At 68.9% G+C, this 16,210-nt stretch carries 15 protein-coding genes and 1 pseudogene; 8 read left to right on the forward strand and 8 right to left on the reverse strand.

Annotated elements, in window-relative coordinates; all coding sequences use genetic code 11:
• Positions 1-121 precede the first annotated feature (121 nt).
• From C4B30_RS26850 to C4B30_RS26860, 3 genes are all read right to left on the reverse strand, one after another.
• On the reverse strand, positions 122-958 hold the full coding sequence (locus tag C4B30_RS26850) for a TOBE domain-containing protein (protein WP_105133166.1): 837 nt from the start codon (positions 956-958) through the stop codon (positions 122-124).
• Between the two features lie 53 nt (positions 959-1,011).
• A complete protein-coding gene (locus C4B30_RS26855; RefSeq protein ID WP_105133145.1) occupies positions 1,012-2,649 on the reverse strand; it encodes a CHAD domain-containing protein in 1,638 nt (545 codons plus the stop codon).
• 139 nt (positions 2,650-2,788) lie between these two features.
• Complete coding sequence (locus C4B30_RS26860; protein WP_105133146.1) at positions 2,789-3,172, reverse strand: tautomerase family protein; 384 nt, start codon at positions 3,170-3,172, stop codon at positions 2,789-2,791.
• A 113-nt stretch (positions 3,173-3,285) separates the two neighbouring features.
• Between C4B30_RS26860 and C4B30_RS26865 the strand changes: the two genes are divergently transcribed.
• On the forward strand, positions 3,286-4,143 hold the full coding sequence (locus C4B30_RS26865) for a LysR family transcriptional regulator (RefSeq protein WP_105133147.1): 858 nt from the start codon (positions 3,286-3,288) through the stop codon (positions 4,141-4,143).
• 54 nt (positions 4,144-4,197) lie between these two features.
• On the opposite strand, the pseudogene C4B30_RS26870 reads toward C4B30_RS26865, so the two are convergent.
• Positions 4,198-5,250, reverse strand: a pseudogene (locus tag C4B30_RS26870) (RNA-guided endonuclease InsQ/TnpB family protein).
• Positions 5,251-5,339: 89 nt separating this feature from the next.
• On the opposite strand from C4B30_RS26870, the gene C4B30_RS26875 reads away from it, so the two are divergent.
• The 4 genes from C4B30_RS26875 (at position 5,340) to C4B30_RS26890 (ending at position 9,136) form a co-directional block, all read left to right on the forward strand.
• Positions 5,340-6,263, forward strand: coding sequence for a DMT family transporter (locus tag C4B30_RS26875; protein WP_105133148.1), 924 nt, complete (start codon positions 5,340-5,342; stop codon positions 6,261-6,263).
• A gap of 67 nt (positions 6,264-6,330) precedes the next feature.
• Positions 6,331-7,110 (forward strand): sensor histidine kinase, encoded by a 780-nt coding sequence (locus tag C4B30_RS26880; RefSeq protein WP_105133149.1) that lies wholly within the window; start codon positions 6,331-6,333, stop codon positions 7,108-7,110.
• Positions 7,111-7,185: 75 nt separating this feature from the next.
• Entirely contained in the window at positions 7,186-8,529 is a 1,344-nt protein-coding gene (locus tag C4B30_RS26885; RefSeq protein ID WP_027782529.1) for a hemolysin family protein, read from the forward strand.
• 22 nt (positions 8,530-8,551) lie between these two features.
• Positions 8,552-9,136, forward strand: coding sequence for a thiamine phosphate synthase (locus C4B30_RS26890; RefSeq protein ID WP_105133150.1), 585 nt, complete (start codon positions 8,552-8,554; stop codon positions 9,134-9,136).
• A gap of 67 nt (positions 9,137-9,203) precedes the next feature.
• On the opposite strand, the gene C4B30_RS26895 is transcribed toward C4B30_RS26890, so the two are convergent.
• Positions 9,204-10,856: a DUF3459 domain-containing protein gene (locus tag C4B30_RS26895; RefSeq protein ID WP_105133167.1), complete on the reverse strand. Its 1,653-nt coding sequence runs from the start codon at positions 10,854-10,856 to the stop codon at positions 9,204-9,206.
• Positions 10,857-11,175: 319 nt separating this feature from the next.
• Here C4B30_RS26895 and C4B30_RS26900 point away from each other — a divergent pair, with 319 nt between their 5' ends.
• Positions 11,176-11,883: a class I SAM-dependent methyltransferase gene (locus tag C4B30_RS26900; protein WP_105133151.1), complete on the forward strand. Its 708-nt coding sequence runs from the start codon at positions 11,176-11,178 to the stop codon at positions 11,881-11,883.
• Between the two features lie 154 nt (positions 11,884-12,037).
• Here C4B30_RS26900 and C4B30_RS26905 read toward each other — a convergent pair whose 3' ends face one another.
• Positions 12,038-12,691: a DUF1345 domain-containing protein gene (locus C4B30_RS26905; RefSeq protein WP_027782525.1), complete on the reverse strand. Its 654-nt coding sequence runs from the start codon at positions 12,689-12,691 to the stop codon at positions 12,038-12,040.
• Between the two features lie 122 nt (positions 12,692-12,813).
• Here C4B30_RS26905 and C4B30_RS26910 point away from each other — a divergent pair, with 122 nt between their 5' ends.
• Positions 12,814-13,545: a metallophosphoesterase gene (locus C4B30_RS26910; RefSeq protein WP_105133152.1), complete on the forward strand. Its 732-nt coding sequence runs from the start codon at positions 12,814-12,816 to the stop codon at positions 13,543-13,545.
• Between the two features lie 69 nt (positions 13,546-13,614).
• Here C4B30_RS26910 and C4B30_RS26915 read toward each other — a convergent pair whose 3' ends face one another.
• Both C4B30_RS26915 and C4B30_RS26920 read right to left on the reverse strand, forming a co-directional pair.
• A complete protein-coding gene (locus tag C4B30_RS26915) occupies positions 13,615-14,316 on the reverse strand; it encodes an RES family NAD+ phosphorylase (RefSeq protein WP_034185272.1) in 702 nt (233 codons plus the stop codon).
• Positions 14,313-14,732 carry an MbcA/ParS/Xre antitoxin family protein gene (locus tag C4B30_RS26920; protein WP_027782522.1) on the reverse strand — a complete coding sequence of 140 codons (420 nt, stop codon included), beginning with the start codon at positions 14,730-14,732 and terminating at the stop codon, positions 14,313-14,315. The genes C4B30_RS26915 and C4B30_RS26920 overlap by 4 nt, the downstream gene beginning before the upstream one ends.
• 235 nt (positions 14,733-14,967) lie before the next feature.
• Here C4B30_RS26920 and C4B30_RS26925 point away from each other — a divergent pair, with 235 nt between their 5' ends.
• On the forward strand, positions 14,968-15,750 hold the full coding sequence (locus tag C4B30_RS26925) for an ABC transporter substrate-binding protein (RefSeq protein ID WP_105133168.1): 783 nt from the start codon (positions 14,968-14,970) through the stop codon (positions 15,748-15,750).
• Positions 15,751-16,210 lie beyond the last annotated feature (460 nt).

A 16,210-nucleotide genomic window follows, 5' to 3' on the forward strand; every position in this document is an offset into this window, starting at 1 on the left:
TTGAAGCCTGAGAGACGCCGCGTTGCGGCACATGCTGAAAGCGGAAACGAAGCCGGTGCGATGCAGACGGGTGCGGCACCGGCTTCGCCCCGCCCCGCGGCGAGCCGCGCTGCGCGCCGGGTCAGCCCGTCACCGCCAGAATCACGCTCGACGCCTTGAACAGCGCGATCGCCCGCCGGCCGGCATCGAGCTGCAACGCGTCGACGCTGTCGTTGGTCACGACGGCTGTCAGCGTCCCGCCGCCGTCGAGCGCCAGCGTCACCTCGCTGTTCAGCGCACCCGCCGCGACGGCTTCGACGCTGCCGCACAGCTGGTTCCGCGCCGACACCTTCAGGGCGGGCCCGCCATCGTCGACCGCGAGCACGACCCACGACGCCTTCACCAGCGCGCACGCGCTCGCGCCTTCCCGCAGCCCGAGCACCTCGGCGCTTTCGTGCGTCAGCACGGCGACGACGGATTGCCCGCCAGGCAGCGCAAGCGTCACCTCGTCGTTGACGGTGCCGCGCACGATCGTCGCGACCTTGCCGAACAACTGGTTGCGCGCGCTCGTCTTCATCCCGATCCGGCCGATCAGCGCCCAGTCGACGTCGAAGCCGGCAACGGCCGCGCTCGCGGCCTCGATGAAGCGGCGATGCTCGCGCTCGATCGTGCGGAATGCGGCGATCAGCGACGTCGCGCGCGGCGTCAGCGTCGTGCCGCCGCCACCCTTGCCGCCGGTCGAACGCGCGACGAGCGGTTCGCCGGCGAGATTGTTCATCGTGTCGACCGCGTCCCACGCGGCCTTGTAGCTGAGGCCGACGGCCTTCGCCGCGCGCGTGATCGAACCGGTGTCGCCAATCGCTGCGAGCAGCGCGATGCGCGTCGCGCCGCCGAGCGTCTGTTCGCCGGCGCGCAGCCACAGCTCGCCGCCCAGTTCGAGCGGTTCGGCGGACGAGGAAGAATGCGGTGCGTCGGTCATCATCGGCATGCGTGCGGGAAACGGGCGGCCATTATAGGGGCGGCGCGCGGCGCTCAGCCCGGCTTGCCGCCGAGCTTCGGCGCCCGCAGGCTGGCCAGTAGCGTCTCGGCGTCGCGCGCCGCCCGCTGTTCGAGCGCGGCGCCGTAGCCGCGCACGAAACCGAGCTGGTACGGCGGCGCCGCCAGTTGCTCGAGATGATGCAGCGCGACCATCGCGTCGTTCGCCTCGCCGAGCACGCTCTGCACGCGCGCCAGCGTCTTGATCGTCTCGTTGCGCGTGCGGCGCGACGCCAGCGACGCGAAGAATTCGAGGGCGTAGCGCAGCCGCTTCGCGTCGATCCGCACCTGATGGCGTGCCGCGGTGTCGAGCGACGTGAGCGACGGCGATCCGTAGAGATGGCCGAACAGCCGCCGCACACGCTTGGTCGCGTGACGCCGCAGCGACGGCGCGGCGTCGCCGTCGGCCGCCGGCAGTGCGAGCGCGCTCAGCCATTCGAGCCAGCCGAGCGTGAGCCGCGCATAGCGAGCCGAATGCAGCGCCTGCCGCAACTCGACGCGCGCGGCCGTCGACTGCGCGCGGGCGGCGTCGAGCGTGCCGTCCCAGTCGCCGCCGCCGCCGTCGGCCTCGATCAGCGCGGGCAGACTCTCGGTCGCGAACACGTCCCAGTCGCGCACCGTACCGAGCAGCGCGGCGAGCCAGCGCAGGTCGACGCCGAGCGTGTCCTTCCATTGACGGTCGGTGAAGCGCGGGAAGAAGCGCATCAGCGTACGCAGGCGGCGCAGCGCGACGCGCATCTGGTGCACGAATTCGGGATCGTCGCGATCGAGCACGCCGCATTCGTTGCCGAGCCACTGCGCGGTGATGTCGCCGGCCAGTGCGAACAGCGCGGCGCGCTGGGTACGGATGCCGGTCAGGTCGACGGACTGCGCCTTGACCAGCGCGGCAGCTACCGGCCCGCCCGCACAGGCGCGGTCGATCACGCTCGTCAGTTGCACGAAGGCGGGCCACGCGCCGCTCAGTTCGCGCGCCGCGGCAAACAACGCGTGCAACGCGGCCGTGCGCGCGGCCACGGTCTCCCAGTCGGGCGCGGCCAGGCGCAGCTCGACGTAGCGGCGCGGCGGCTCGCCGCCGCCGTGCAGCGTGATGTCGTCGAGCGTCATTTCGACCACGACGCCGCTGTCGTCGGCCCAGCGCCCGCGCCGCCGTTCGCTGACGAGGCGCAGCGCCGACGCTTCAGGCTGCGCATCGGCGGCGTACGCGGCGGCGTTCGGCGCGACGCCGTTCACGTCGGCAGCCGGCGCATCGGCATCGGCTGCGTTCGCTGCAGCGGTCGCGAGCACCGGCCGCGGCGTCGCGACGACGATACCCGCGTGCTCCGCGTCGAACAGTTCGCGCTGCGTGATGCCAGGGGCGAACGTCCCGGTGCGCGATGCGACGACCCGCGTGCCATGCGCGTTCGATTCGACCCAGGTCCACCAGTTCGCGCCGGGGCTCCGCTCGGCCTCCTCGATCTGGCAGGGCTCGATCGTCACGCGCTCGTGGCCGCGCCGCATCCGGACCTGCGGGCAGATCCGCCACGCACGCACGAGTTCGGCGCCGAAGTCGCGCTGCGCGCCCCGGGCGCGGCTTGCGCCCTTGACCGGCCACCCTTCCAGCGACAGCGACAACACGATTTCCAGCACACGCGACATGGAGGCTCCTGCACATGAAGGATCGCCGGCGCATCGACCGCGCCGGCGTCGCTCGTGAAGCAGCTTCCATAGTACACGCCGCCAAAACGCGCAGGTGTCGATCCGGCCCCGTCGCCCTGCGGCAGGTCAAGCCGGCACGTCAGACGGCGTATTGCGCGATGCCGTTGCCGAACGACCAGTTCTCCTTCAGCACCTCGACGAGACCGATGAATACGTCCTGCTGCCGTACGCCGGGCTCCCGCGCGAGGTTCTCGACGATCGTCCGGTACAGCGCCCGCTTCTGCTCGAGCGTGCGCGTGTTGTTCGCGGTGATCTGGATCATCACGAGATCGTCGCTGCGCTCGATATCGTAGTAGTGACGGCCGAACACGAAGTTCTCGGCCGCGTGCTCGGTCACGACCATGAAGATGTCGTCCTCGGGGACGTTGAACGTCTGCATCAGCGCGCGGTGCACGCCGTCGACGAGGGCCCTGCGGTAGGCGGCCGGCTTGCCTTCGCGTACGGCGATACGGGTGAATGGCATGGTCCTGCTCCTGTCGGTGAGTAGCGTTGAAGAACGAAAACACAGCGTCAGGTTAGGTGCGTCGATCTATAATTAACAGTCATTGATAAATATTTCATTTATTTTCATTTGAAATGAAAGTCCTCGATCTCGATGCCGTCCGCGCGTTCGTGCTGGTCGCCGATCTCGCCAGCTTCACGCGCGCCGCCGAGGCGCTCGGCACCACGCAATCGGCCGTCAGCCTGAAGCTGAAGCGGCTGGAAACCCATCTCGGCAAGCCGCTGCTGGCGCGCACGCCGCGCGTCGTCAAGCTGGCCGCCGACGGCGAGAATTTCCTGCCGGCCGCCCGCGCGCTGCTCGACGCGCACGAGCATGCGCTCGGCGCGATCTCGAACGGCACGGTTCGCCTGTCGCTCGGCGTCAGCGAGCACGTCGCGGTGCCCGACCTGCCGGCCGTGCTCACGAGCCTGCATCGGCAGGATCCGGGGTTGTCGCTGGAAATGCATCTCGGGGCATCGACGGGCCTGCTCCCGCAATACGACGAACGGCGGCTCGACGCGGTGATCGTCCGGCACGAGCCCGGCGAAGATCCGCCGCGCGAAGACGGCACGCCGCTGTTCACCGAGCCGCTGGCCTGGCTCGCCGCGCCCGACTGGGCGCCGCGCGCCGGCGAGCCGCTGCCGCTCGCGGTGCTGGCCGGCCCCTGCGGCGTGCGGGCCGCCGCGCTGCGCGCGCTCGACCGCGCGGGGCTGCCATGGCGCGAGCGCTTCACGGGCGGCGGGGTCGCGGCGGTCACGGCGGCCGCCGCGGCGGGGCTTGCCGTCTGCCCGCTCGCGCGGCGCGTCGCCCCGCGCACGCTGGTCGACGTCGGCGCGAAATTCGGGCTGCCGCCGCTCCCGCAGTCGCAGGTCGTGCTGTATTCGCGCGTCCGCGACGCCCGCGCCGCCGCCGCGCTGCGCAGGTTCGCCGACAGTCTTGCCATCTCGGCGTAAACTAGCGGGCGCCGCCACAATCTCCAGACGAATTCCGTTGACGTCCTCCTCTCCCTAAAGGGAAAGGATCCCCACACCTGGCGATGCACGTCCGCATCGGAGAATGTTCAGCGCAGCGTTGATATCACGATCATGCACGACACCACAGCCATCGCAGGCCCACTCTCTCATTCTCAGTCCCGCGATACCTTTCGGCCGCGTCGTGCTGTCTTTCGATCCGCACGCCGAACAGGACTGGGTCGAACCGCTTTCGTCCACTTCTTCGAACGTGGCCCCGTGCGCGATCGCTTTATAGCGGAGCTTGTTTCGGAAGGACGATCAGGATGCGTCGTAGACGCTCTTCGCCATCCTGGTTCTGGCGAGTTTTGCGGCCGACACGTTGCCGACCGCGATGTAATCGAAGCGCCGCACCAGATCGAGCGCGAGCTTGTGTTGGAAATCGGCACGCGCATTCGCGACCTTGGCGTGCAGCTTCGCGATATGTCGCTTGTGCTTTCGTGCTCGCTGCGCTTTCGCCAGCTTTTCCGCCGCTCGTCGACCGAACTGGTCATTGGGCAGTTTCTCGCCGGTCGAAAGTGTGGCGAAGTCTTTCAGGCCGAGATCGATGCCGACACCGGAGCGGATCGGGCGGGCCTGCACATCGGGCATCTCGATCACGATATTCAGGAACCAGTTGCCGCGCGCATCCCGCGCGAAGTTGGTCCCGTCCTTGATCTTGCCTTCGGGAAGCGGTCGGCTGTTAAACACGCGAAAGGTGTTGCCGGCGAAACGGAACGCGTCGCCCTCGCGCTTCAGGTCACGTCCCTTCAGCGGCACCCAGCCGAGCGATTTCCTGCCGCGATAGCGCAGGTAGGGCCGACGGTGCTGACTGCGCGACTTCGCATATTGCTCGCACGTCGCGTTGATCGTGCCGGAGTGGATGTCGAGTTCCTTGCTGCTCCCCGTCGTCAGCACGTTCAGGTCGAATCCTGTAGGCCACTTCTTGCCCCACTTGAGCGCGTGCTTCTGCGTGTCATTGCAGAAGTTCCAGACGTAGTTCACCGCGCGGCTCTGCTTGTTAAGCAGTCCGTTGAGCGATTTCACCCGGTAGCGGTAGACAAGGATCATGCAGGTGATCCTAACCCGTGGAAGAAGCTGTCTGTCAACAGCACGCCTTTCCTCCCCGTCCTGAAGGACGGGGTTTCTCGGAGCAACTGATGAAGCCCGACGCCCGCAAGCACCTCCGCGCCAATCTGCTGATGCTCGCCGCCGCCGCGATCTGGGGCTCCGCTTTCGTCGCGCAACGCCTGAGCCTCGACGTGATCGGGCCGTTTCTGTTCACCGGGCTGCGCTTCCTGCTCGGCGCGCTCGCGCTGGTGCCGCTGCTGATGGTGAATACGGCGTCGCGCGCGCAGCTCGCGGCAATCCGGCGCGAACCGGCCCTGCTGCTGCCGGGCCTCGCGCTCGGCGCGCTGCTCGCCGTGTCGATCTCGCTGCAGCAGTTCGGCCTGCAATACACGCGGATCGCCAACGCCGGCTTCATCAGTTCGCTGTATGTCGTGATCGTGCCGCTGATGGGCGTGTTCGCGCGCCACCGGATCGGCGCGGGCACGTGGTTCGGCGCGTTGCTGGCCGCGATCGGCCTGTATTTCCTCAGCATCGACGAGCACTTCTCGGTGCTCTACGGCGACTGGTTCCAGCTCGCGGGCGCCGTCATCATCGCAGGGCACGTGATGGCGGTCGGCCATCTCGCGAAACGCCACGATCCGCTCGTGCTCGCGTTCCTGCAGTTCGTCGTGTGCGGCATGGCGTGTCTCGCGGTCGGCCTGGCGGTCGAACCGGTCAGCGTCGCGATGCTGCGCGGCGCGCTGCCGACGCTGCTGTACGGCGGGCTGCTGTCGGTCGGCGTCGGCTATACGCTGCAGGTCGTCGCGCAACGCGACGCGGCGCCCGCACACGCGGCCGTGATCTTCAGCATGGAAGGCGTGTTCGCGGCGATCGCCGGCTGGGCCGCGCTCGGCGAAACGCTGACGCTGCGCGCGCTCGTCGGCTGCGCGCTGATGCTGGCCGGCCTGCTCGCGTGCCAGTTGCTGCCGAACGGCGACGCACGGAAAAAGGACGAGGACGCGCTGCCGGCGTGACGCCCACCGTCCCTATAATGGCGATTCGCGTGACTTCCACGCCAACCGCTTCCGACAGGCCTGCTCCGTGACGTCCACTTCCGTCGATCCCGCCGCCGACCTGCTGCGCGAACGCGCAGCGCACTACGCCGCCCAGGCGGCGCTGTTCCTGCGCGACCAGGCGCTCTCCACCGCGTCGCACGACCTGCGCAGCCCGCTGAATGCGATGCACAGCTGGGCCTACGTGCTCGAGCGCCAGCTCGCCAATGCCGATCCGAACCTGCAACGCGCGCTCGCGGGCATCCGCACGGGCATCGACCAGCAGGTCGCGCTGATCGACGACGTGCTCGACGCGCCGCGCGCGGAAACGCGCACGCTCGCGCTCGCGCCGCGGCCGTTCGCGCTGCGCGCGCTGCTCGACGAGACGATCGCGCTCGTGCGGTTCGCGCTCGCCGACGCACGGCAGGTCGCGCTCGACACGACGCTGCCGGACGGCGAGCCGTCGCTCACCGTCGACCGCGAACGCGTCGCGCAGGCGCTCTGGACCATGCTCACGACGGCCGTCGAGGCCAGCGCCGCGGGCAGCCGCGTCGCGTTCGCATGCACGCGCGACGGCGCGCAGTTCACCGCGCGCGCCACCTGCACCGTGGACGCCGGCGTGCTCGTCGATCCCGCGCAGCCGCACGCGCTCGAATCGTTCGCCCGGCGCGAAATGCTGCGCGAGCGCGACGCGAAACGCAGCGCGTGGACGCTCGCGCTGTGCCAGCGCGTCGCACTCGCGCACGGCGGCACGTTCGCGCACGACATGTTCGCCGACGGCGCCGCCACTACCCTCACGTTCTCGATTCCCTGCGAGGCGCCGGTGTAAGCACGCGGCGACCAACACATTACAAATTCCTTTCAGGCTCTATACTGATGGGCCTGTCATAACCGGAGCGATTCTTTGTTACAGATCTTCGCGCTCATCGGCGCGTTGTTCCTGGTGGCCCTGAACGGGTTCTTCGTTGCGGCCGAATTCGGCCTCGTCAAACTCCGCGCGACGCGCGTCAAGACCCTCGCCCGCAAGCACGGCCTGCGCGGGCGTATCCTCAGCATCGTGCATGGCCGGCTCGACGCGTATCTTTCCGCGTGCCAGCTCGGCATCACGCTCGCGTCGCTCGGCCTCGGCTGGGTCGGCGAACCGGCGTTCGCGCAACTGATCGGCCCGCTGCTCGACGTGATCGGCGTCCACTCCGAACGCGTCGTGCACCTGATCTCGCTCGTGTTCGCGTTCTCGCTGATCTCGTTCCTGCACATCGTCGTCGGCGAACTCGCGCCGAAATCGATGGCGATCCGTCAGCCGGAGAAGGTCGGCCTGTGGGTCGCGCTGCCGCTCTACGCATTCTACTGGGCGATGTATCCGGCGATCTGGGTGCTCAATACCAGCGCCAACGCGGTCCTGCGGCTCGCGGGGCTGTCGGCCGACCACGGCGGCGACGCGCACTATTCGACCGACGAGCTGAAGCTGATCCTGCGCAGCCGCCGCAGCGCGGCCGGCAATGCGGCCCAGCCGGCGCGCGGCACGTACACCAACGACGAGTGGAACACGCTCGCGCACTCGCTCGATTTTTCGTCGATGACCGTGTCGGACCTGATGCGGCCGGCCCATGAAATGATCGGCCTGCGGCGCGACCTGCCGCTGCCCGACAACATGGAGATCGTCGCGCGGCACCGCTTCAGCCGCTATCCGCTGTTCGAGGATGCGTCGCGCGAACAGGTGAGCGGGCTGATCCACCTGAAGGACCTGTTGCTCGCGCGTCACGCGGGCGCCGCGCTCGAGGACCTGTCCGACTACGTGCGCCCGGTCCAGTACGTGAAGCCCGACACGCCGGCGCTCGAGCTGTTCCGCCGCTTCCGCAAGGGCGCCCCGCACTTCGCGCTGGTCGGCAACAAGGGCGAGAAGCCGATCGGCTTCCTGACGCTCGACAACCTGCTCGGCGCGCTGGTCGGCCAGATCCACGACGAGTTCCGCCAGGGCGATGCCGACTGGAGCCGCCTCGACGACGGCACGCTGATGGGCAAGGGCAGCCTGCCCGTCGTGTCGCTCGAACAGGCGCTCGGCATCGACATCGACGAAGGCCGCGCGGAATCGGTCGGCGGCCTCGTGATCCAGGCGCTCAGCGACCTGCCGACCGAAGGGCAGCGCGTGGTGTTCGATCGCTTCGACGTCGTCGTGAAGAAGATGAACGGGCCGCGTATCGTGCTCGTGCGCGTCTACCCGAGGGTCGCGAAAGAGGCCGACGAATGACGGCCGCGCGTCGCGTCGCGCGATGAACGCGCCGCTGCCGCGCTGCTGCGTGATCACGCCGGAACCGGCGTCCGCGTCGGCGGCCGATCGGGCCGCGTTTCTCGACCGGCTGTCGGCCGTGCTCGCGCGCGGCGAAACGCTCGTGCAACTGCGCGTGAAATCGCTCGACGCGGCCGCGTTCGCGTCGCTGGCCGCCGCGGCGCTCGCGCGCTGCGACGCAGCCGGCGCGTATCTGATGCTGAACGGCCCGATCGATGCAGCCGGCGTGATGCGGCTCGACGGCGCCGGCTGGCATCTCGACGGCACCGCATTGCGCGCCGTCGCGCAACGGCCGCTGCCGGCCGGGCGCCGGGTGTCCGCCGCGTGCCACTCGCACGACGACCTGCTGCTGGCCGCGCACGCGGGCGCGGATTTCGTCACGCTGTCGCCGGTGCTGCCGACGCTCAGCCACCCCGGTGCGCCGACGCTCGGCTGGGCGCAATTCGGCACGCTGGCCGCACAGGCCGCGATGCCCGTGTTCGCGCTCGGCGGCATGACGCGCGCGCATCTCGACGACGCACGCCGTCACGGCGCGTACGGCATCGCGGGCATTCGCGGGTTCTGGTAATTCGGCGCCTTGCGGCAGCGCGGCCGGGCAGGACCGCCCGGCTTCGGTGCTTCACGCGTTCATCGCGTCAGGCGTTCAGGTTCGGACGCATCCCGCGCCACGAACCGTCGTCGACGCGACGCACATCGTGCGTCAGCGCGTAGCGATTGACGTCGCCCGTCAGCCACGCGACGAGCGAATACGGCGGCAACTCCCCATCATCGACCCGGTCGCGCGCGCGCGCCGGCGTCTCGAATACCACCCGCCCTCGCGGTGCGTCGAACGGCACCGCATCGGGCGACAGGTTCAACGCGATCGTCAACGTTTCGTCGTCGGCGAGCCGCCATGATGCGCACAGCGCGTCGGCATCGCCGTCGCCGTCCGCTTTCAGCGCACGGGCATCCTGCGGCCGGCAATCGGACAGCCGCGGCGCAATCAGCTTCGCGCGCACCGCGAGCGCCGACTGCACGAAATGTGCGCGGTCGATGTCGCGCGCGGTTTCGTCGAAGATCAGCGGGATCTGCGGCGTGAGCAGCGACAGCGCAAGCCCGGCCAGACCGGCCGCCTGCCCGTGATCGCCCGGGCCGCTGTCGCGCCATGCGCCGTCGGACAATACGAGCGACGTCAGCGACAGGCCGCCGTCGACGGCCATCCCGTCCGCCGACGCGGCCGGCTGGTACGCCGCGCCGGCTGCCGTCAGCGCGCGGGCGAGCGTGTGAATCGACTGGTGCGTGGAAATGCCTTCATGCGCCGACGTGTCGCGCCCCGTGAGCCGGTGCAGCGCGCGTTCGCCGCAGCCGTTCCACTGTGCATCGAAATGGGTATCGGCGAGATGAGCCGGATGCCGCTCGCTGCCGAGTACGAGATGGATCAGCCGGTCGGCCGGCACGGCGGCGCGCACGCGATCCGCGATCTCGCGCAGCCACGACACGCCGATCCGGTCGGCTTCGCGCAGGCGCAGCCCGTCGCAGCGGTATTCGTCGATCCAGTACAGCGCGTTGTCGCAGAAGAAATCGCAGACTTCCGGATGATCGAGCGCGAGCGGCGCGGCCTGCAGCGGATCGTCGCGCGTATGGAAGAACGGCCCCGCGTAGTGACGCAGCGCATCGGTGCCGCTGCCGAAGCGCGCGTAGTCGAGCTCCAGCAGCACCGCGAGACCGTAGCCGTGCGCATCGTCGATCAGCGCCTTCAGCGCATCGGGGCCGCCTTCGGCCGCGAGCGGCGCGAACGGCAGGCTGTCGTGCGGCGACGCGAGCAACTCCAGCGCGGTCACGCCGAGCCGCGCGAGCTGCGGCAGGCGGCGGCGCACGCCGTCGAAGCCGCCCACCGCGTGCGGACGGATCGCATAGAGCGCGATGTCTTCCCACGCGCGCCCGTGCCAGAACGTATTGCGCCACGTGAATGCGCGCGGATCGACGACCTCGCTCGGGCCGTTGAGCCCCTCGGGTTGCGAGCGCGATGCGGGATCGGGAATCGACACGGTATCGTCGAGACGATAGCGGTAACGCGCGCCCGCGCCGCAGTCGACGAAGACTTCGAACCAGTTCGGGCCGGCGCTCGACATCGGGACGAGCGTCGGGCCGTAGCCGGTATCGAGTTCGAGCTGAACGTGTGCGCTGCCGGGCGCCCACACGCGGAAATGCGTGCGCGGTGTCGTGCAGAGCGCGCCGCAGGGCTGCGCGCCAAACGGCAAACAATGGATGTAGTGCTGCGCGTACGGATCGTGCGGACAATCTGACATCATGCGCTCCTCGTGCGTACCGAGCGGCATGGCCGCGCCGATGGCGCAGCGCATCGGGGCCCGGCATGCGAAGCCAGGCTGGGGGGAGAGAAACGAGTATGCGCTGGATTCGCCACCGCGATGCATCGTGGTCAGACATTTTTAAATGCGAATCGACCCCGGCAAAGCGCCCGTTGGAAATCGGCCGGCGCACGCCGACGAGTCGGGTAGTCGGCATACCGGAATGACCGCTCGCCTTGTTGCGCCGGCCGCGTGCCCCTACGCTCTGCGTCATGCCCCGCGGACACGTCGTCCGCCCCCCGACCCGAGGAACTCCGCCATGTCGCTTCCCGCCAGCGCCGCGAAATTCGATCCGTCGCGCGCACACGAATACGCCGAGCAATCGCGCATCGCGCTCGCCGGCTACGACGCCTGTCACGAACTCGCCGCATGCATGCTCGCGTCGGCGGTCGGCGTGCCCGATGCACGGATGCTCGTCGCGGGCGCGGGCGGCACGGGACAGGAAATCTGCGTCGCGGCCGCGCTCGAACCGGGCTGGCGATTCACGGCCGTCGACCCGTCCGCGCCGATGCTCGCGCTCGCGCGCTCGAACGTCGAAGCCGCGGGGTTCGGCGCGCGTACGACGTTCGTCGAGGATGGCGTCGACGCGTTGCCCGACGCGCCCGCATTCGACGGCGCGACGCTGATCGGCGTGCTGCATCACGTGCCGGGCGACGACGCGAAAGCCGCGCTGCTGCACGCGCTCGCACGACGCCTGAAGCCCGGCGCGCCGCTCGTGCTCGCCGGCAACCATCGCCGCTACGCGGACCACCCTCGCCTGCTCGACGCCTGGCAGCAGCGCTGGCGCATGAAAGGCGCCACGCCCGACGCCGTGCGCGCGCAACTCGGGAAGATCCTGCAGGGCGCCGATCCGCCCGAGTCCGAGGAAGTCGTGTTCGCGCTGCTGCGCGAGGCGGGCTTCGATGCGCCGCTGCGTTTTTTCGCGAGCCTGTTCTGGAGTGCGTGGATCGCGGTGCGGCGCGCATGACGGTTCGATGCGGCGCGCCACGCCATTCAGGCACGCGCCGATGCCGTTCTTCTCGCGGCCGATCGCGCGCGCTCTCGCCGCGATCGATGCCCGGCCGGCCTACGGGCGGGCGCTGGAACGCGACCGCCGGCACGCCCCTCCCGAGTAACCGGCGTCAGTTCAGCAACCCCGCCGCGACGTTGATCGACAAGCCGAGCACGGCCATGTTGAAGTAGAACGACAGGACCGACTGCGCGAGCACCGAGCGCCGCGCGGAGCGATTCGCGAGCGACACGTCGGCCGTCTGCGACGCGACCGCGAGCGTGAACGCGAAATACAGGAAATCCCAGTAGTCGGGCTCCGGGTTGCGGTCCGGAAAACGGAGCGCGCGATCGCTGCTCGGCGAGCCGTAATAGAGCCGCGCATAGTGCAGCGTGAAGATCGTCGGAATCAGGAACCACGCGCCGAACAGCGTCGCGCCCGTGATCGCGTAGTGGCTGAGTCCCGCGCTGAAGCCGACGCTCTTCACGGTCGCGAGTTCGATCGCGATCGCGGCCACGCTCGCGACGGTCGCGAGGCACACGACGGTCAGCACGGTCGTCGCGTTTTCATCCTCGCGGATCGCGACTTCGCGCACCTTGTGATGATGCGCGGTGACCATGCGCACCCACATCAGCACCAGGTACAACCAGACCGCGCAATCCCAGCCGATCAGCGCCCGCGCGGTGGGGCGCAGCTGAAACGGCAGCAGCACCGCGCACAGCACGCCGGCGACGAAAGCCGCGACCATGCGCGGCCGGTTGCGTAATACCTGCGGATAAAACGTCATCGCGTGATTCCGAAAGCAAATGGAAAGGGTTCGGCCGGTGCGCCGCACCGACGGGTAACGCGCCCCGATTATCGCCATTCCATCGTTGCGTGGCGATGGGCGCGAGCGCCTAAGATAAGGGGATGACTGCCACCCCCCTGCTCTGCCGCCACCCCGCGAACGCGGCCGGCCGCGACTTCGTCGTCGGCGACCTGCACGGCTGCGTCGACGTACTGCGCGCGCTGCTGCACGACGTCCGCTTCGATCCGGCCCGCGACCGGCTGTTCTCGGTCGGCGATCTCGTCGACCGCGGCCCGGCCTCCGACACCGCGCTCGATCTGCTCGACCGGCCGTGGTGCCACGTCGTGCGCGGCAATCACGAGGAAGTGCTGAGCCTCGTCGCGCGCGGCAAGCTGCCGCCCGACGCGTGGCGCGGCATCGGCGGCGACTGGGGCGCCGACCTGCCGCCGGACCGGCTGCGCGCGCATGCGGCGCGGGTCGACGCACTGCCGCTCGTGCGCGTGATCGGCGACGGCCCGGCGCGCTTCAACGTGCTGCATGCGGAATTCTTCGGCTCGGACGCGGATCTCGATACGGGCAACTATCCGCACGACGTACGCGAGCGGCTGATGTGGGGCCGCGATCTCGTCCAGGGGCTCGCTGATCCGACGCGGCAGGCCGGACTGTCGCTGACCTGCACCGGCCACACGCCGGTGCGTGCGCCGCAGCGGATCGGCGCGCAATGGTTCATCGATACGGGTGCGTTCGCGCCGGCCGGCCGGCTCACGCTCGCCGAGCCCCGCACCGGCCGCACATGGTCGATGACGCAGGCCGAAGCGCGCGAACGCCATGCGGGCGACTGGCCGCTACCCTGACGTACCGGCCGGCGCCCGCGCCGCTCAACGCACCGGCCCACCACGCGGGCCACGCGGGCCACGCGCACGCTAGCCGACCTGATTCAGTTCGAACACCGCATCGACGGCCGAGCCGTTCCAGTTGTATTCGAGATAGGCCGCATGCTGGCAGTCGCGCAGCAGCGTCGTGCGGAACGCGGCGAGACACTCGCCGTGCGGGTCGCGCACCGACGGATAGACGATTCCCGCGCCGCCCGCATGGCGCACCGCGCGGCCGAATGCCTGCCCCGCGCCGTAGTCGACCGGATCCAGCAACGCGGGATCGCGCTGCGGCCACGTGCGCACGTCGGCGACCTCGCCGTGCGCGAACACGGTATAGAGCCGCATCTGCTGACGCATCGGCGGCTCCTTCGTCGCGGCGAGGAACAGCCCGCTGTGATAGCGCGTTTCGGCGATCGCCGTGTCGCGCGCGCGCGTGCAGTAGAACACGCCGTAGCTGCCGTCCGAAAAGCGGCTGCCCAGCGGATTCAGGTGCGTGAACGCGGCCATGATCGGCCCCCAGCCCTGCCCGTAGCGGCGTTCGGCGCGCGGCACGAGGTCGAGCGTGCCGACTTCGTTGCGGATGCGGTCGTTGGTCAGCGATTCGAGCGCGTAGAGCGCGTCGAAGTCGTCCGCCGACGCGACGCGGTCGAACAGGTTGATGGCCGGAAAACGGGTAGGAATCACGCGATAGGCTGGCGCCCAGTCGACGGTGGTCGTGGGCCACCGGCTGACTTCGATCGGTGTCGTCACGCCCAGCCACCCCGCATCGCGTCGAGATATTGCCGGACGGCCACCAGATCGCCGACGTTGCCGGCCAGCATCCGGTCGAGTGCGCGCTTGCCGCCGAACGGCGCCGCATCGTTCGGCCGCTTGACCCACGCGTCGGCCGCGGCGGGTTGCGGCAGCAGGATCTGCAGCCCCTTGTAGATGCCGAGTAGCAGCGATAGCCGCTCGAGCGTATCGCGCGGCAGGCGCGCCGATTCCGGCGCGGCCTTCCACTTGAAGAACGTCGAGCGGCCCGGCGACCCGAGCAGCACGATCTGCTCGTCGATCGTCAGCTCCCAGTCGCGCGCGATGTTGAAAAACGCACGCAGGCCGGCCGCCGACATCTGCGCGACCGAAGCGTGCGGCACGGCGGAATGCGAATCGTACGCAGGCTGTGACATGATCGTTAGTCTCGAAACGAATTTACTAACAAGATTAGTCCATTCTCGTATTTTTGCAAGGGTCGCACCCACCGATCGCGCATGGGCCTCCTACGAACCGATATTTTTTGTCCATTCTGGACTCGAATTTTATTTTCTGCGTTAATGGCCGGGCGGACACCGCGTCACGGCGCGGGTCGTGTCCGTGGAGACCGTGTCGTACAGAAACCGGATGCACCACGCCAAGGAACGCACCATGAAGAGACTCATTGCCGTTGTTTCGATCGCCCTGCTCGCGGTATCCGCAGGCCCCGCCGTCGCGAAGGACTGGACCACGATCCGCTTCGGCACCGACGCCAGCTATGCGCCGTTCGAGTCGAAGGCGCCCGACGGCAAGCTCGTCGGCTTCGACATCGACCTCGGCAACGAGATCTGTGCGCGCCTGAAGGCGAAATGCGTGTGGCTCGAGAACGATTTCGACGGGATGATTCCGGCGCTGAAGGCGAAGAAGTTCGACGCGGTGCTGTCGTCGATGTCGATCACGCCGCAGCGCGCGCAGCAGATCGGCTTCACGACGAAGATCTACAACCAGCCGACGCGGCTCGTCGTGAAGAAAGGTTCGTCGCTGCTGCCGACCGCCGAATCGCTGAAGGGCAAATCGATCGGCGTCGAGCAGGGTACGACGCAGGAGACGTATGCGAAGACGTACTGGGGCAAGCAAGGCGCGAACGTCGTGTCGTACCAGAACCAGGACGGCGTGTATGCCGACCTGATCGCCGGTCGCCTCGACGCGGCGCTGCAGGATGAAGTGCAGGCCGCGATCGGGTTCCTGAAATCGCCGCGCGGCGCGAACTATACGTTCGTCGGACCGGAACTCGTCGACGAAAAGGTGCTCGGCATCGGCGCCGGCATCGGCTTGCGCCAGGAGGACGCCGACCTGAAGGCGAAGATCGACCGCGCGATCGTCGACATGGTCAAGGACGGCACCTACAAGCGGCTCGCATCGAAGTACTTCGACTTCGACATCTACGGCGGCTGAAAAACGGCGTCGCGCGCGTACGGATGACTGCTTCCGTCGCGCGCGTCCGACCGCCCCTCCCCTTCAACCGGACGGCAACGGCATCGATCGGTTCGCCGTTGCATCGAATGCTTGTCGTGTTGCGTCGTATGCAGCCCGCGGCACGACGCTGCGGCGATCGTTCGGATTACCGATCAATCGTTCGCGGCAACGTCGGGCAACGCGAGCGGACGTCGTGCTGCTCTGCTCGAGTCAATAGGCGAAGATCGGGCGTCGCGGTACCGGCGCCCGTGTACACATGCCCATGCGGATCGGATTCGCGTGCAAGAAAGTGCCGACCCGGCGCGGATGACCGGCAACCAGCCGGATCCGCCTCGCACCGGGCGCGGAGAGATGGCCTGTCGAGGCATGCCTGCCGGCCGCAAGCGCGACGGTCGAGCGGCGATGTCCCGAATCACGGCGATCGCGGCCTGCGGACCGC

The sequence above is a fragment of the Burkholderia sp. BE12 genome (assembly GCF_002959955.1).
Lineage (GTDB): Bacteria > Pseudomonadota > Gammaproteobacteria > Burkholderiales > Burkholderiaceae > Burkholderia.

Coding starts and splice junctions, on each gene's coding strand:
- C4B30_RS26900 (WP_105133151.1), top strand. CDS start 11,176: ATGTCGCTTCCCGCCAGCGCCGCGAAATTCGATCCGTCGCGCGCACAC.
- C4B30_RS26905 (WP_027782525.1), bottom strand. CDS start 12,691: ATGACGTTTTATCCGCAGGTATTACGCAACCGGCCGCGCATGGTCGCG.
- C4B30_RS26895 (WP_105133167.1), bottom strand. CDS start 10,856: ATGTCAGATTGTCCGCACGATCCGTACGCGCAGCACTACATCCATTGT.
- C4B30_RS26925 (WP_105133168.1), top strand. CDS start 14,968: ATGAAGAGACTCATTGCCGTTGTTTCGATCGCCCTGCTCGCGGTATCC.
- C4B30_RS26855 (WP_105133145.1), bottom strand. CDS start 2,649: ATGTCGCGTGTGCTGGAAATCGTGTTGTCGCTGTCGCTGGAAGGGTGG.
- C4B30_RS26860 (WP_105133146.1), bottom strand. CDS start 3,172: ATGCCATTCACCCGTATCGCCGTACGCGAAGGCAAGCCGGCCGCCTAC.
- C4B30_RS26875 (WP_105133148.1), top strand. CDS start 5,340: ATGAAGCCCGACGCCCGCAAGCACCTCCGCGCCAATCTGCTGATGCTC.
- C4B30_RS26910 (WP_105133152.1), top strand. CDS start 12,814: ATGACTGCCACCCCCCTGCTCTGCCGCCACCCCGCGAACGCGGCCGGC.
- C4B30_RS26920 (WP_027782522.1), bottom strand. CDS start 14,732: ATGTCACAGCCTGCGTACGATTCGCATTCCGCCGTGCCGCACGCTTCG.
- C4B30_RS26865 (WP_105133147.1), top strand. CDS start 3,286: ATGAAAGTCCTCGATCTCGATGCCGTCCGCGCGTTCGTGCTGGTCGCC.
- C4B30_RS26890 (WP_105133150.1), top strand. CDS start 8,552: ATGAACGCGCCGCTGCCGCGCTGCTGCGTGATCACGCCGGAACCGGCG.
- C4B30_RS26850 (WP_105133166.1), bottom strand. CDS start 958: ATGACCGACGCACCGCATTCTTCCTCGTCCGCCGAACCGCTCGAACTG.